The following is a 15,396-nucleotide window of genomic DNA, read 5'->3' as shown; positions in this document are numbered from 1 at the left end:
ATGCGCATAATAGCAGGTGCAAAACGAGGGATGAAATTGCTCAGTCCAAAGACGGACGTGTCGAGACCGATTACTGACAGGGTCAAGGAATCGCTTTTTGATGTTCTTTGGAATTACGGTTTTCTGGAGGGTAAAATCGCAGCCGATTTGTTCTGCGGTGTCGGGTCTTTAGGGCTGGAGGCGCTTAGCAGGGGGGCTGAATTTGTTGCTTTTGTTGAAAAAGACCTGAAGATTGTCGCGACTTTGAAGAAGAATGTTGAAAAGGCAGGTTTTGCAGGAGAATCTAAAGTTGTAAGGGCTAATGCGTTTAAAATTGGTGCGCCGGCCTATAAGCGAAAATATGACCTTATATTTGTTGACCCGCCGTATGCGGCCTCGAGGGAAACAAAAGATGATGCACCATTGGGCAAATTGCTGGTTTTGTTAACCGAGCAGTTGTCACCTGACGGTATTGTTGTGGTCAGGACAGAGAAACGGATAGAGTTACTGGAACAGTATGGCGGACTAAAAGTAATAGAGCGCAGACAATGGGGAACTATGGTAGTAACCATACTGCATCGGAGCAGCAAATGACAAACAAAGAAGCAGCTATAAAGATAATCAAACGACTCCGCAGCAATGGTTTTGAAGCCTTGCTGGCAGGGGGGTGCGTGCGCGATATGCTCATGAGGAGGGCCGCCAGCGATTATGACGTTGCTACAAGCGCCCATCCGGAAGATGTAACGAAGATGTTCAAACGGACGCTAAAAGTCGGGGCAAAATTCGGGGTAGTGATTGTATTAATTGACGATAAGCAGGTGGAAGTGGCGACGTTCAGAACTGAAACCGGCTATGCCGACGGCAGACACCCATCTGCTGTTAAATTTGTCAGCGCGGCGGAAGATGCCAGCCGAAGAGATTTTACTATCAACGGAATGTTCTACGACCCTTTGAAGAAGGAGGTCATCGATTACGTCAACGGCCGGGCCGACCTCAAGAAAGAGCTGATACGAACAATCGGCAAGCCGGCTGAGCGGTTCGGAGAAGATTATCTGCGAATGCTGCGGGCGGTGCGGTTTTCAACCCAGCTCGGTTTTGCGATTGAGCTGCGGACCTTTTCAGCGATTTGCAGTAATTCAAAACGTATAGCCAAGGTAAGCGGCGAACGTATAGCTATGGAATTAGAGGCAATCCTGGTCAGCCCAAACCGTTCCGCAGGCGTGTCACTGCTTGTCAAAAGCGGATTGGCGAAAGCGATTTTTCCCGGCTTTGGTGCCGAAGATATAAAATTTGGAATCAAGGTACTGGCCCAACTGCGAAAAAAGAGTAATTTCTCTTTGTCTTTAGCGTGTCTTTTTGCGGGTTGTTCGACGGAATTCGCGATTGAGAAATGCGCCTGTTTGAAACTCAGCAGGAGCCAAACCAGGCATATAAAATTCCTGTTAGACAACAGAGGGAAACTGCTTGATGAGGATATGTCTTTATCGCAATTGAAGCTGATTGTCAGCGAGCCATATTTTGGGGACTTGTATGAACTGCAAAGAGCGATACAAAAGGCCGAACGCAAAAGCGCGGCACCTCTTATAAGTTTGCGGAAAAGAATAAAGGCGCTGGGCGACGTAGAGCTGCGGCCCAAGCCTTTGCTCGATGGGCACGCCCTGATTCGATTAGGTGCGGTGCAGGGGCCTGAATTGGGACAACTGGCTGAAGAGATGTATACTGTCCAGTTGGAAGGGAAAGTGCTGGGGAAAGAACAGGCCGAGCAGTGGGTGAAAAACTGGCTCAAAAGACATAAACTATCTGATATGTAGAACTGTGTTTTAGTTACTAAAGGCCCTTCGGCTGCGCTCCCCCGATAACGACATCCGAGGGCAGGCAGGCCAATTTTATCCGCCACATAGGCGGATAAAATTGGCTTTGTTTGGGTTCGTTTTTGATAGTTCATAGTTCGTTGTTCATAGTTCGTAGTTATTGTCATTACTGATGTTATAGCAATTTTTGGCATTTCGGAAATTGGGTTCGTTTTGCATAATTAATGTTTTTTTGATTGATTTTTTTACTATAAACAGAAAATCTCCGTGTCTGCCACGGAGGGCACAGAGAAAAGAGAAAAAACAGAATATAGGAGTCAGAAGACAGAATTCAGAATAAAGAAAGCATAAAAGTCAAAACCATAAATGAATCCTAAAATATTAAATCATATAAGAGACAGAATACGTCCCTTCTGTAATTAGGCGGGCTTGCGCGATTGATGCGAAATTTCGATTCCGCCTGAGACGGATAAATCTCGTAACTCGATGTTGGAAAAGGAGTAAAGAAATCTTTGACTTTTCCGTTTTGGGTGTGCAACCCCCTGCGCTTTTGATTGATTTTCTCCCAAACCCTTTGGCAGCACAAGCAGGAACTATAACTCTCTCGCATTAGGCTGCGGCCAAAGGGGTGTCACCAAACGCATGCTGGCGAGGCACTTGCAATTGACAATTAAGACTTTTGTCAATTGCCTCGGAGTTTTCGCGGTTGGGAAAAAATGAAAAGGAAGGAAGGTCAAAAATTTACAAAGCAAAAACAGGTGACTGTCCCTAGTTATTTCTTCTATTTACAACGGCAAACTTTACCGCGACTTACTCACTTTCTGACGTCAATTTTTTCTTTCTTTTAGAATATCCAAGATAGCGCTTATCACAATAAAAGTAATCTTGATTGCCAGATAACCAAACAGCAACAGTAGAATAATAGTAAGAACTGTCAGCACTATATAGAGAGAATCCAGGCCGAATTTCTTATAGCACAGGCCAACGAGCACCCACAGGATTATCACTGCAGGCCCACCTGCCTTACACATCATACTTAGTTTCAGGTTTTCCATCTCTTGCCCTCATATGTCTTATCTCGTGAATTGTATCTCGTGTGTTTTCCGCTCCCGGATGCCTTGTGGAATTTTACCCTATTTTTCAGGTTTTCACAACACCTAAAGTTGCTGTTGTTTCCGCAGGCAGGATGAGGGACGTTAGTATTACACAGGGGCGAAGGCCGGGGCTAAATATGGTTTTGAATCGTCACCGTGCCGGCGACGGGTAAACATTTCTAACCCTCGCAATAAATTGCGGGGCTAACCGAGAAAGGTAGAACCTCGAATGTTCCGATAACATAACACAAAACGTATTTTTATTGACAAAAAGGGCATTTATCTATACGATATGGGGCTAAATGACGATTACTTATAGGAATCTGCGTTTTTGATAAGGTAAACGGCTTTTGAGGAGATATTTAATGTTTAATAAGAAGACCGTCGGAATAATTTTAGCAGCAGTACTTTTGGCCGCCAGCATTTCTTTCGGGGCAACCAAAGACCCTTCGACTACGCTCAGGGCAAGCTGGAACGACTATTTGCATTACACAAAGATTGGCCGACTCGATTTGGCCAAGGGATACGCGCAAGCTGTTCTCGACAGCAATCCTGACCCGGTGGAATTGCTCGGTTTCAGTGAAGAGAATCCCCAGGGGTATGCGATTTTGTTAAGGGTCATCGACACTGCGTCCGATGCCGAGCTGGTTGAGGTGAGCAAAAAAGTTCTGGACATTATCGAGCAGGGCAGGTTCATCCGGCGGTCCGACCCGAAGATTATTGGAGAGGAAATAAGAAGGCTAAGCGGCACAGACAGGGGCAGGCTTGCAGCAGTCAAGCGACTTCAGAACGCCGGCGAATACGCGGCATATTTTATGCTCAATGCAATGGCGGACAAAACCCGAAAAGAGGAATTTCCGAATATCGTATGGGCACTGCCGCAAGTGGGCAGAGATGCAATAAGGCCTCTTACGGCGGCTTTGCAGGCTGAAGACGTCGGATTAAAGGCTGAAATAGTGCGGGCGCTGGGAAAGATTAAATATCCTCAATCGCTGCCTTATCTGAAATACATTGTCGAGAAGGATAGTTCCGAAGAGCTTCGCAAACTTGCCAGCGAAAGCATCAAGCAGATAGACCCTGGCGCTTTGAAAGCTCCAGCTGCGCAGTTGTTCTACCAGCTCGGTGAGGATTATTATAATAACACTCCATCTTTAGCTCCGGTGGAAGACGCCAATTTCGCCAATGTCTGGTTCTGGGACCCGAACGAACGAAGTTTGACGCGGGAGAAGGTTGACAGAAGCTACTTTAACGAGCTTATGACGATGCGCTCTTGCGAGTGGGCGTTAAAAGCGGACGCCGGCTTCGGCCGGGCTATCGGTTTGTGGCTGGCCGCATATTTTAAGGCCGAGTCCACTGGTCTCGATATGCCGAGTTACTTTGGCGAAGGTCATGCCGACGCGATGACTTATGCTACCACGGCAGGGCCGGAGTATTTGCATCAGGCTCTTGCTTTGGCTATTAAAGATAAAAACGCTTATATCGCGCTTCGCGCAGTCGAGGCATTAGCCACCACTGCGGGCGAAAAATCATTGCTTTATCGAATTGGTCCGACCCAGCCGCTGGTTCAGGCATTGTCGTTCGATGATAAAGCCGTGAGATACAGTGCGGCGATAGCGATAGCGGCGGTCGGTCCCAAGGAAGGCTTTGCGGAGAGTAATCTCGTCGTTAAGAATTTAACAGAAGCCCTCGAACAAAAAGACAAGGGGCAAAAGACAGGTGACAACGAGACGATGGATGCGAACAGCTTTTCTCTTCGGGCGGCAGAAGTTATGCTCAAATTGGCTATAACACGAAGTGCCGTTATTGATTTATCCGCGGCTCAAAGCGCCCTTATAGATGCAACAAAGAGTACGCGGGTTGAGATTCAGGTTCTTACCGGCCGGACTTTGGCTTATCTTGGCAGCCCCGAGGCCCAGCGAGCGATAGCTGCGATGGCTCTTACTGAAAGCAACTCCAAGGACATTCGAATATCCGCCTTTGATTCTTTAGCCGTCTCAGCTAAAATTAATGCCAATCTGCTTGATGACGAAAAGATAGACGCTATTTATTCGCTGGTCAGCTCTAAAGAGAGCGATCCTGAGCTTCGCAGCGCCGCCGCAGCGGCTTATGGCGCGCTCAATCTGCCGAGTCAGAAAGTCAAGGACCTTATCCTTGACCAGGCAAAAAGCTGAAGGTAAGCCGATTTAAAAATCTTCAATCTCAGGAGGCGGGCCGAGTTCGTTCTGGTCACGAATGTGGGTTTTCGCTTCTTTTGGTTTGACAGGCTCAACCGGTTTGGTTTTTTCGTTCGTTTTTTTGCGTGCTTTCTGTCCGAGGTCTTTCAGCAATTTACTGATAGCTTGTTCCGCAGAGGACTCTTTGTTTTGAGAGGAGACTACCGCATTAATCAAATTGCAAAACCGGGAGATGTATGAGACACTGGTTTGCTGAAACTGGTCTGTAAAACCGATTTCCTTTACGAAGGTATTTTGAGAAGCTGGTGTTATGTAGAATAAGAGGCTTAGAAAACTCCAGACGAGAAAACCGGCTAAAAAGCCCAGGAGGCCGGCACCGACCGAGTCAACTACTGTTGGAAATGTGACATTAAATTGACCCGTAAGAAATGTGTATGATATGCCATGTAAAATTAAAAAAGACGCTGCCGCAACAACTATCATAGTCAGAGCGTTACTGTACGGCGTATCACCGAACGCAGAGATATTTCCGATTATTGGCTGAAGGTATATAGCCAGATAAATTGAGATTAGGATATTGAAAACAAGGGCCCATGTCTGATAGAAGCGCAGTTTTATGGTAAGCCATGCGAAGGCCCCGCTAACTAATATGCCTATCCAAAACGCCATAAACTTTACCCTATCACTCTTTTAAGCTCTTCAAGACTTGTAATTCCGGATACAACGGCCTTCAATCCCTGTTTTCTGAGGTTGGATCTGCCTTTTTTGTCACCGTCTTTTTTCAACTGAGTTACAGACAATCTATTATTGGCTATATCTGCTTTTAATTCGTCGCTGAGAACCAGGATGTCGAAAATCGCTATCCTTCCGCGATAGCCGGTTTTGTGGCATTTGTCACATCCCTTGGCCTGGAAGATATTTTTGTAGTTTATGCCTTTTTTGTGGAGGTCGTGGATTTGGTTTTGACTTAATTTAGCGGGTACCTTGCAACTATTACAGAGCAGACGAACCAATCGCTGCGAGATAAGAATATCTAATCCCGATGACAGCAGGAGGGGCGTTACGCTTAAATCCAGCAGCCGCACCAATGCCGATGCATTGCTGTCGCTGTGTATTGTCCCCATGACAAGATGGCCGGTTTGTGACGCCCGAAGAGCAATCGCGGCGGTTTCCTCATCCCGTATTTCTCCGACGCATATTACATCCGGGTCCTGTCTTAGAATGCTTCGCAAAGACTTTGCAAAAGTAATATCAGCCTTTGGATTAACTTCAATCTGACTGGCATTCGGCAGTACATATTCGATAGGGTCTTCAACCGTAACAACGTTGCGTGTAAGCAAGTCAATTCTGTTGAGCATGGCGTACAAAGTTGTGGTTTTGCCGCTGCCTGTAGGGCCGCACATAAGCACCATGCCGGTAGGTTTGGCGACCATAGCTTCGATGACCGCCCGCTGCTTATCCGTTAATCCGATACTTTCCAGCGTAAACATTCCGGCGTTTTGGTTAAGCACCCTAATCGATAACTTTTCGCCGCTGACAGCCCCGGCACTTGCAACTCTGAAGAACACAGTACCTTCGGCTGTTTTTGCTAAAAATGCACCATCCTGAGGCCTGCGTCTTTCGGCAATATCCATGTTAGCAACGGCCTTGATGCTGTTTATTACCGCCTGACATATAGCAGGATCAAGCTCATTGACCGTTCTCAATACGCCGTCTATTCGAAACCTGACTGTGTAGATTAATTCGTTCTTCGGGTCGATAAGAATGTCGCTGGCCCGTTCATTGAGGGCGTCAGCGACAATTTGTTCGGTCAAATCGAGAATGTGGCTGTCTTCCCGTTTGCCTTTTCCGTGGCCATATATTTCCGTAAGGCTTCTACCTGATGAATCAACCAGCCTTAACATTGTTTTATCTTTGGAATCAGGATGTAAAGACCTCATCCCCGAAGATACATTTTGCAGATGCTCTTGTATTATCTCGAAGATACTACGGTGCCCCTTGTAGGATTTTTTTAGTAAGTCCGCTATCAGCAGCATAAATAAAAGTATAGGTCCCAAAAAAAGCGCGGCAATATTGGCTATTGATTTACGGTTCTTGGGTACCAACGAACTGAACTGGATATGTTGAACAAAGTACAAACAGAGATATACCCATCCCACAAGAAAGACAAATTTGATCGGGTTAAAAGGCAGCGACGTGACAGATAAGGCTGTACCAGGCCCTGTGCCAATCGAGATTAGGCTTGCGCCTAATTGTTGGAAGATTGAGAAACATTTTGTCAAAGCCAATATTCCCATATTAGTTACCCAGAAGCCGGATACTGAAAAATCAGCCGACAATATGCCACAAACTACCATATCTTTGCCGTATCAGCAAGCATATAAAGCAATACAATAAATCAAGGTGGACCGGTTGCCTCTAACTAATCGAGGCCCTCCAGTTGTACAGGATTATCTAACTGCTCATTTGCGATATCCTCCGCTGCTGCATCCTGAGGGGGTGGGCTTTGTGCAGCCAGGTCAGGTGCGGCAATCGTCTGCGGCTGACCATCAATCTGGAGCACGAATATTAAAGGTCCTATCTTGATGGAATCGCCTGCCTGAATCACCGCTTCATCTACACGCTTGCCATTGAGGTAAGTGCCGTTACGCGAGTCAAGGTCACGAATTTTCAATATCCCTTCATCGTGATTTAGCTGGCAGTGTTTTTTGGAAACCGACATCAGAGGGATGCATAAATCACAACTATGACGCCGGCCAATTGTCGTGACGCTGCTTGGAAGGGGGAAAAGCTTATGTGAGCTGTTCTTTTTGAGCAAAACCAAATTTACATCCATACTGCCTTCTCCAAAAAATACTTTGCGGAGCTTTAAGTTTCGCTAAAACTACATTATATAAACAAAAGTAGTATATAACAACAGATAAATTTGTTAACAAGTAATGTTGACGAAACCGTCCCGTCGGGTTCAGCATGCATAACTATATGTTAATTAATCAGTTACGAGCGATTTTGTGCGGCAAATGCCGTTTGGCGTTTCTTTTTGTACTTGCTGATTAGGACTTTTGTATTCGGCTCCAGAGAGTTAGCTTGACAATTTCAGCCAAACGATTATATTCAAAGAGAACTCTATTTTGCTGGTTCTGGTTCTGCTGTAAAAGATTGATATTATTTGGTAGGATATATGGTGCGAATAACACTGCCTGATGGCAGCACATTAGAAATTGCTAACGGAACAACAGCAAAACAATTAGCAGAGAAAATAGGGCCGGGACTTGCAAGAGCCGCTGTAGCAGCGAAAATAAACGGGCAATTAATAGATTTGTCCACACCTATCACGGCTGATGCCGCCGTTCAGATTATTACCCTCGCAGATGCAGAAGGTCTGGAAATACTAAGGCATAGCTGCGCCCATATAATGGCTGAAGCTATATGCAGCATTTGGCCTGCGGCGAAGTTAGTTTACGGCCCGACCGTCGAAGACGGATTTTATTATGACATAGACCTTGAGGAGCCAATCTCTCCTTCCGATTTTGAACGCATAGAAAAAAAGATGTATGAAATTACCAAGGCCGACAAGCCGTTCGTCCGGAGGCAGATGTCACGGGGCGAGGCCCTGGCAAAATTAGCATCTGACAGGTATAAAACCGACAATATAAATCGCACGGATAGCGACATTATCAGTTTTTATTCGCACGGAGATGGTTTCGAAGATTTATGTCGAGGCCCCCATCTGCCCAGCACCGGCAAAGTTGCCGCCTTTAAAATTATGTCGGTAGCCGGCGCTTATTGGCACGGCGACCCAACGCAAAAAATGCTTCAACGCATCTACGGCACCGCCTGGCCGACTAAAAAGGAGCTTGATGCCTACCTGCAAAGATTGGAAGAGGCAAAGAAACGCGACCACCGGGTTTTAGGCAGGCAATTGGATTTATTTAGTTTCAACGAGGCCGGCCCCGGCTTCGCATTCATTCACCCTAAGGGAATGATTGTCTGGAACGCTATAACGGAGTTCTGGCGCGGCGTTCATCGCAAATACGGCTACGAGGAAATCAAAACGCCTATTATTTTGAATGAGGAGCTTTGGCACAAAAGCGGTCATTGGGACAATTACAAAGAAAATATGTATTTCACCAGGTTCGACGATGCCAACTACGCGATAAAACCGATGAATTGCCCGGGCGGTTGTCTGGTCTATAAAACCCGACAGCATTCATACCGGGAATTTCCGATGCGGGTTGCCGAGCTCGGACTGGTGCACAGGCACGAGGCCAGCGGCGTTATGCATGGGCTTTTCAGAGTAAGACAATTTACGCAGGACGATGCCCATATTTTCTGCACCCCCGAACAGATAAAACCTGAAATAATAGGTGTTATTGAGCTTGCCTTTGAAATATATCGCGCTTTCGGGTTCGAAGATTTTCATATCGAGCTGTCCACCAAGCCTGTGAAACACATAGGCTCAGACGAAATTTGGGACATCTCCACCAGTGCTTTGAAAGACGCCCTGAAGTACAAGAAAATCGAATACAAAATCAACGAAGGCGACGGTGCATTTTACGGACCCAAGATAGATTTTCACATAAGAGACTGCCTGAAAAGGTCGTGGCAGCTCGGCACGATCCAGCTTGATTTTTCTATGCCGCAGCGATTTGGATTAGTTTATACCGGCAAGGATAATACCGAGAAGGCACCCGTTATGATTCATAGGGCGATTTTGGGCTCTTTCGAGCGGTTCATCGGTATTCTTATAGAACACTATGGCGGGAATTTGCCTCTGTGGCTTTCGCCTGAGCAGGTGGGAATTTTGCCGATAAGCGAGAAGAGCAATGATTATGCGAAAGTCGTAGAGGAGAAGCTAAAAGGTGCGCAGCTGCGGGCCGACTGTGATTTATCGAATGAGAAAATAGATGTTAAAATTGCCAAGGCCCACGGCAGGAAGCTTCCCTTTATGCTGGTAGTCGGGCCTAAAGAATCGCAATCCGGCACCGTCAATGTAAGAATCCGGGGAGAGAAAGAAACTAAAACAGTGGAAATCGACAAATTTATTGAAATAGCAAAGCTCAAAATTGCCGAAAAAAAGTAAAGCTGGAACTTGAAGATTGATAAAGTGATGAATTGTTTTATTTCTTTTAAGAAAGGCAAGGTGGTATACAATTAGCAAACAAGGATTAAGGATAAACGGGAGGATTCGGGCCAACGTAATTCGGCTAATCGACGAATCAAATAATCAAGTCGGACTGGTAAATACATACGATGCGCTTACGAAGGCCCGCGAGGCCGAATTAGACCTTGTGGAAGTATCGCCTATGAGCGACCCGCCGGTTTGCAGGATAATGGATTACGGCAAGTGGCTGTATCAGCAAAAGCGCAAGGTCCGCGACGCACATAAAAAACACCAGCACCATTCGACTGTGCTTAAGGAAATCAGACTCAGGCCCGAAACCGACAAACACGACCTGGAAATCAAGCTTAATCACGCCCGCGAATTTTTGCTGAAAGGCCATAAGGTTCAGTTCACGATAATATTCCGCGGGCGCCAGATGCTGCACAAGGATCTTGGATATAAGATGGTCGAGCAGATTACAGGGTCGTTAGAGGATGCGGCCAAGGTCGAACAGCCAGGCAGAATGGCTGGAAAGCGTATAACATTGGTTGTCGTGCCTAAGTAGCCGAATTAATAATTAGCTCAAGGGTGGGTATTTATTGGCATAAAAGGAGGGATTTGCCAGAAGTTGGGGGCTGATTTTTCATTTTTTTCGGGAATTTCCAAGGTGCGGTATTGACCGGAGACCACAAATGCTGTAGATTACTCTCTTTATATTTCTCGTTTCGGCAAAGGCCGGGCCGTAGCCGGAAAGGAATTGATTAAATGCCAAAACAGAAAACCCATAAGGGTTTGGTTAAAAGAGTCAAAGTTACTGCTACCGGTAAAATCACCCGAGGTCGCTGCGGCGGCGGTCATCTTATGAGCAGCAAAAATGCCAAACGGCGCAGGCGAATAGGAAGTTCGGCGATTATTAGCGGTAGAGCAGCTGCTAAAATCAGAATCCAAATCGCTAAAGGAAAAGCATAAAAAGTAATCAATAGAATAAACGGATAATCAATTAAACAGGCTTGCTTCTCGGCTCCATACAAATCAGCTGCCGCCAGTGAGCCGGGAAAATCGAAAATTTTTTAAGGAAAGCTGATATGCCAAGAGTTAGAAAAGGTTCGGCACGACGCCGGCCAAAGAAACGAATTCTCAAATCAGTAAGGGGAGGCCGCGGAGCCCCAGGTCATCTGTATCGTTTGGCCAAAGAAGCAGCTACACGGGCAGGCGTCTACGCGCGTATCGGCAGAAAGCTGCGGAAAAGAGATTTCCGAGGTTTGTGGATTACACGCTTAAGTGCTGCGTGCCGGCAGCGAGGAATCAGGTACAGCCAATTCATCAACGGCTTAAAGAAGGCAAATATCACTTTGAATCGCAAGATGCTTAGTGAAATTGCTATCGTTGACCCCGCCGGTTTTGACGCCATCGTTGAAGCTGTAAAAGCGGCAATTAAATAAGGACTATTACAGGGTAACCAGTTTCTATTCGCGAGCTACGACAAAATGCTTGAGCAATTAGAAAAAATCGGTAAAGATGCGCTCGCCGCCTTAAAGAACATCACCGATACAGCAACGCTGGAAGAGTTCCGTATAAAATACCTTGGTCGAAAAGGCCAAATTACCCAAATGCTCAGCCAGGTAGGACATCTGCCCGCTGAACAAAGACGCGAGGGGGGGCAGCTTGCAAACAAAGTAAAAAAGGAAATCTCCGAAGCATTTGAGCAGCTTAAAGAAAGTCTGCTGCGGTCACAGCGGGGCAAATCTAAAGAGATGCTCGATGTTACTCTGCCGGGCAAAGCCGTTGATATCGGCAAAACGCATGTCATTACCCAGACGATAAATGAGCTGCTGGAGATATTCGGCCGAATGGGTTTCTCCGTTGCCTACGGGCCTGAAGTTGAGGACGAGTGGCATAATTTCATCGCGTTGAATATTGGGCCGGAACACCCCGCAAGAGACCCATTCGATGCTTTTTACATCGGCGACGGTACTCTGCTGCGGAGCCACACTTCACCGGTCCAAATCCGTGTTATGGAAAAAACCAAACCGCCAATTCGCGTAGTTGCGCCGGGGCGAGTTTACCGGCCGGACACAGTCGATGCGACGCATATGTATATGTTTCATCAAATCGAAGCGCTGGTTGTCGACGAGGACGTCAGTATGGTGGATATGAAAACCACCATCGACCAGTTTATTCACGCCTATTATGGACCCGAAATTAAATGGCGGATTAGGCCGAGCTTTTTCCCCTTTACGGAACCGAGCGGAGAGGTTGACGTGTTTTGGGTAAATAAACAAGGTAAGGAAGACTGGATGGAAGTCGGCGGCTGCGGTATGGTCGACCCGAATGTTTTCGATGCGGTCGGGATAGACAGCGAAAAGTATACCGGCTGGGCATTCGGTTTCGGTGTGGAACGCCTCGCAATGAGAAAATACGGTATCAGTGATATCAGACTGCTGTTCGAGAATGACCTGCGATTTCTGAAGCAATTCTGAGGTTTCTTTTTTTATCCAAACGTAGCCGGGTTTTTTCAAGAACTTTTTTTATCAGGGCTGTTTTCTCTGTTTCGGCTTTTTCGTTTTGCGCACAGTATTCCCTGAAAAATCTCATACGGTCTGTATTGCTTATCAAAACAGGCGGAAGCGTATTTACCTGCACCAGATTTTTTACCCACAGCCTCGCTGGCAGGTGACGAAATTTTTTCGTTCGCTCATTATCGATAAAGAAAAACTTCCAGTGGTTTTTCTCATGTCTGGCCAGTATGTTGCCTAATCGCAAATCACCATGGAAAATACCCCTGGTGTGCATTTGGCCTATGGTCCGTCCAAACTCTCGTATTAGTTCACGTCTGTCTCGAGTTTCCAAGTTGTTATCGGAGATGAATTGCAAAATCTGTTTTGCGTTTTCAATCTCGAGAGTCACCATGAAATTTGCCGTTTTGCCCATCGCGATAGTGGCAGGAGTATCAAAGCCGTTTTTACCAAGCATCTCAGATGCTTTAAAAGCCCGCTCGGCCCGGTTAGCCCGCACGAAATGCTTGATAAAATCCCAAACCGACCTGCAAAGATATTGCTTGAAATAAATACCTTTGTCCGCGTCATTGAACCTGACGGTGAGCTTATACACCCGGGCAAACTTTGAAGACTGGATTACCGTCAGTCGGTAACGTTCCCCAAGTTCTTTGTCGCTATTTAATAGAGCCTGTTCAAAAGTATCGTTGCGAAAATTTTTGTGTATATATAACGTGTTGTTCCCCCTGTGTATTTTGTCGAAACATCGGTTCAAGATGTCACCGTCCCAGAATAGTTATGCCCAATTGGTCGGCAAGTTTTGTTGTCTCGGGCTTGTCAATAATTATCGTTTTGCCCGCTTCCACGACGAGGCATTTGCCTCCGTTTTCGGCCAAACTTTTGATAGTGTCTGGTCCGACGCACGGCACATCAAACCGCATGTCCTGATTTGGTTTCGAGGTCTTGATAAGCGTCCAGCCGCCCGATTTACAAAACTGGCCGACCCGCTCAATCATTTTTGCCGTGCCTTCTATCGCTTCGACGGCAATCACTTCCTTTTCTTTGACCGCAATCGCCTGACCTATGTCCAGTTCACCGAGTTTTTTCGCTATCTGCCAGCCGAATTCAATGTCGCCTTCGACAGACCGGCTCGGTTGTGTCTTTGTCATTACTGCCGCTGTTGCCAGATGTTCTTTGCAGTACATTGTTGAATTCTCCAGCAATATTCCGCCGCTGGCCAGTTCCTCCGCCAGGGCGTTTAATAACGTATCGTTTCGTTTGTCTTTGCCGCGCAATCGCCAGTAATATATTCTAAACGCTCTCCAGTCAGGCAGATACCTTAGAATTCTCTGGGGTGTAAACAGCCGGTGTTTGGCAACCCGTCCGACCATAACCGTTCTGGTTACGCCGTGTTTTCTTAACTTCCGTATCCAGCTTCCGGGTCGGGCAATCGCCACGCTGTGGAAGGTATCGACTTCGTCAGCCAGTGCGGGTTCTGCATTATCCGCCAAACCGACGCAAACTACTTTCAATCCCGCTTCTCTGGCGCCGGCGGCTACAAGAAAAGGCAATCTGCCTTCTCCTGCAATCAAGCCAAGTATATCTTCGCTATTCATAGAACAAACAAATAACTATTGTTCCGTTGATTATTCAGAGTCCGATTCGGCAGACGGGGCAATCCGCTCAATCTGATTTTCGAGTTTGCGAATACTCTGCCGCATCTCAGGCAGGTGTTGTATCATACTGTACGCTCGTTTGCCCTGGTCGGCCTCAATAGCCGGTGCACCCACTATCGTTTTGCCGTCTGGAACATTATTAATAACACCGGCCTGGGCGCCTATGATAACATTATTTCCGATATTAATATGACCGACAATACCAACTTGGCCGCCGACTATACAGTGGTGTCCCAGAGTTGTCGAGCCGGCAACACCTACCTGAGCTACGAGCAGACAGTGCGGGCCGATTTTAGTGCCGTGACCTATCGCGACCAAATCGCCTAATTTACTGCCCTGGCCTATGACGGTATCGCCGAGTGTACCTCGTTCAATTCCGCAGCAGGCGCCAATCTCCACGTCATCCTCTATAATCACAATACCGATCTGCGGCACCTTGTAGTGTATGCCCTTATGGCTGGCATAACCGAAGCCGTCATCGCCAATTACGGAATTGGCATTTAGAATTACACGATTGCCTATTTTACATCCGTCGTAAATGACCACGTTCGGATATATTATGCAGTCATTGCCGATTGTAGTACCTTGTCCGATGAACACACCCGGATAAATTATGCAGCCATTCCCGACTTTTGCATCGTCTGATACGGTAACGAAATCATAAATGTGACATTCTGTACCGATTTTTGCGCTGTCTGAAATTATTGCCCGCGGACTGATTCCTGTCTTTTTATGCTTCCGGTAACCGTGGAGCAGTACCATAATCTGCATAAAAGCGTAATACGGGTCCTCGGCCACCAAAAGAGGAACCGAAACTTCAGGTGTTTCTTTGCCTACGATTACGGCGCTGGCCTTGGTTGTCTGGACCTGCTTTTCGTATTTAATGTTGGCCAAAAAGCTGATTTCTCCTTCACCTGCTCGCCCGAGCGTGGAGGCAGAGTTGATTGCTACATTGGAGTCGCCGACGACTCTGCCGCCTACATATTCAGCTAATTCGCCCAAAGTTTTTTGCATGTGTCCTTATCTTTCATCTTGCCGGAATTTCGATGTTGTGAGTTTCTAC

The 15,396-nt window shown here is 46.7% G+C and carries 15 protein-coding genes; 8 read left to right on the top strand and 7 right to left on the bottom strand.

The genetic code is table 11. The features are described from left to right. Both rsmD and PHG53_06280 read left to right on the top strand, forming a co-directional pair. Window positions 1-573: a 16S rRNA (guanine(966)-N(2))-methyltransferase RsmD gene (gene rsmD, locus PHG53_06285; protein MDD5381227.1), complete on the top strand. Its 573-nt coding sequence runs from the start codon at window positions 1-3 to the stop codon at window positions 571-573. Further along, window positions 570-1,790, top strand: a complete 1,221-nt coding sequence (locus PHG53_06280; GenBank protein ID MDD5381226.1) for a CCA tRNA nucleotidyltransferase — start codon at window positions 570-572, stop codon at window positions 1,788-1,790. The genes rsmD and PHG53_06280 overlap by 4 nt, the downstream gene beginning before the upstream one ends. 827 nt (window positions 1,791-2,617) lie before the next feature. On the opposite strand, the gene PHG53_06275 is transcribed toward PHG53_06280, so the two are convergent. Continuing rightward, window positions 2,618-2,845, bottom strand: a complete 228-nt coding sequence (locus tag PHG53_06275) for a hypothetical protein (protein MDD5381225.1) — start codon at window positions 2,843-2,845, stop codon at window positions 2,618-2,620. Between the two features lie 404 nt (window positions 2,846-3,249). On the opposite strand from PHG53_06275, the gene PHG53_06270 reads away from it, so the two are divergent. Then, window positions 3,250-5,055, top strand: a complete 1,806-nt coding sequence (locus PHG53_06270; GenBank protein ID MDD5381224.1) for a HEAT repeat domain-containing protein — start codon at window positions 3,250-3,252, stop codon at window positions 5,053-5,055. A gap of 12 nt (window positions 5,056-5,067) precedes the next feature. Here PHG53_06270 and PHG53_06265 read toward each other — a convergent pair whose 3' ends face one another. From PHG53_06265 to PHG53_06255, 3 genes are all read right to left on the bottom strand, one after another. Further along, window positions 5,068-5,727 (bottom strand): CvpA family protein, encoded by a 660-nt coding sequence (locus PHG53_06265; protein MDD5381223.1) that lies wholly within the window; start codon window positions 5,725-5,727, stop codon window positions 5,068-5,070. Window positions 5,728-5,732: 5 nt separating this feature from the next. Further along, window positions 5,733-7,094, bottom strand: coding sequence for a GspE/PulE family protein (locus PHG53_06260; GenBank protein MDD5381222.1), 1,362 nt, complete (start codon window positions 7,092-7,094; stop codon window positions 5,733-5,735). A 386-nt stretch (window positions 7,095-7,480) separates the two neighbouring features. Continuing rightward, window positions 7,481-7,894: an FHA domain-containing protein gene (locus PHG53_06255; protein ID MDD5381221.1), complete on the bottom strand. Its 414-nt coding sequence runs from the start codon at window positions 7,892-7,894 to the stop codon at window positions 7,481-7,483. A gap of 345 nt (window positions 7,895-8,239) precedes the next feature. Here PHG53_06255 and thrS point away from each other — a divergent pair, with 345 nt between their 5' ends. The 5 genes from thrS (at window position 8,240) to pheS (ending at window position 12,642) form a co-directional block, all read left to right on the top strand. Further along, window positions 8,240-10,141: a threonine--tRNA ligase gene (gene thrS / locus PHG53_06250; protein MDD5381220.1), complete on the top strand. Its 1,902-nt coding sequence runs from the start codon at window positions 8,240-8,242 to the stop codon at window positions 10,139-10,141. A gap of 91 nt (window positions 10,142-10,232) precedes the next feature. Further along, the gene (gene infC / locus PHG53_06245; GenBank protein ID MDD5381219.1) at window positions 10,233-10,727 is read left to right on the top strand and encodes a translation initiation factor IF-3; all 495 of its coding nucleotides are present in this window, start codon (window positions 10,233-10,235) and stop codon (window positions 10,725-10,727) included. Window positions 10,728-10,927: 200 nt separating this feature from the next. After that, entirely contained in the window at window positions 10,928-11,131 is a 204-nt protein-coding gene (gene rpmI, locus PHG53_06240) for a 50S ribosomal protein L35 (protein MDD5381218.1), read from the top strand. Window positions 11,132-11,247: 116 nt separating this feature from the next. After that, window positions 11,248-11,604, top strand: coding sequence for a 50S ribosomal protein L20 (rplT, locus tag PHG53_06235; protein MDD5381217.1), 357 nt, complete (start codon window positions 11,248-11,250; stop codon window positions 11,602-11,604). A gap of 45 nt (window positions 11,605-11,649) precedes the next feature. Continuing rightward, window positions 11,650-12,642, top strand: a complete 993-nt coding sequence (gene pheS, locus PHG53_06230; protein MDD5381216.1) for a phenylalanine--tRNA ligase subunit alpha — start codon at window positions 11,650-11,652, stop codon at window positions 12,640-12,642. Here pheS and PHG53_06225 read toward each other — a convergent pair. The 3 genes from PHG53_06225 to lpxD form a co-directional block, all read right to left on the bottom strand. Next, window positions 12,596-13,273 (bottom strand): lipopolysaccharide kinase InaA family protein, encoded by a 678-nt coding sequence (locus tag PHG53_06225; GenBank protein ID MDD5381215.1) that lies wholly within the window; start codon window positions 13,271-13,273, stop codon window positions 12,596-12,598. The genes pheS and PHG53_06225 overlap by 47 nt on opposite strands. 163 nt (window positions 13,274-13,436) lie before the next feature. Next, window positions 13,437-14,273 carry a UDP-2,3-diacylglucosamine diphosphatase LpxI gene (gene lpxI, locus PHG53_06220; protein MDD5381214.1) on the bottom strand — a complete coding sequence of 279 codons (837 nt, stop codon included), beginning with the start codon at window positions 14,271-14,273 and terminating at the stop codon, window positions 13,437-13,439. 30 nt (window positions 14,274-14,303) lie between these two features. Further along, a complete protein-coding gene (gene lpxD / locus PHG53_06215; protein MDD5381213.1) occupies window positions 14,304-15,347 on the bottom strand; it encodes a UDP-3-O-(3-hydroxymyristoyl)glucosamine N-acyltransferase in 1,044 nt (347 codons plus the stop codon). Between the last annotated feature and the right edge of the window lie 49 nt (window positions 15,348-15,396).

It is taken from the genome of Phycisphaerae bacterium, assembly GCA_028714855.1.
Classification (GTDB): Bacteria; Planctomycetota; Phycisphaerae; order Sedimentisphaerales; family Anaerobacaceae; genus CAIYOL01.
This window is presented reverse-complemented; position numbering and strand designations above follow the sequence as displayed.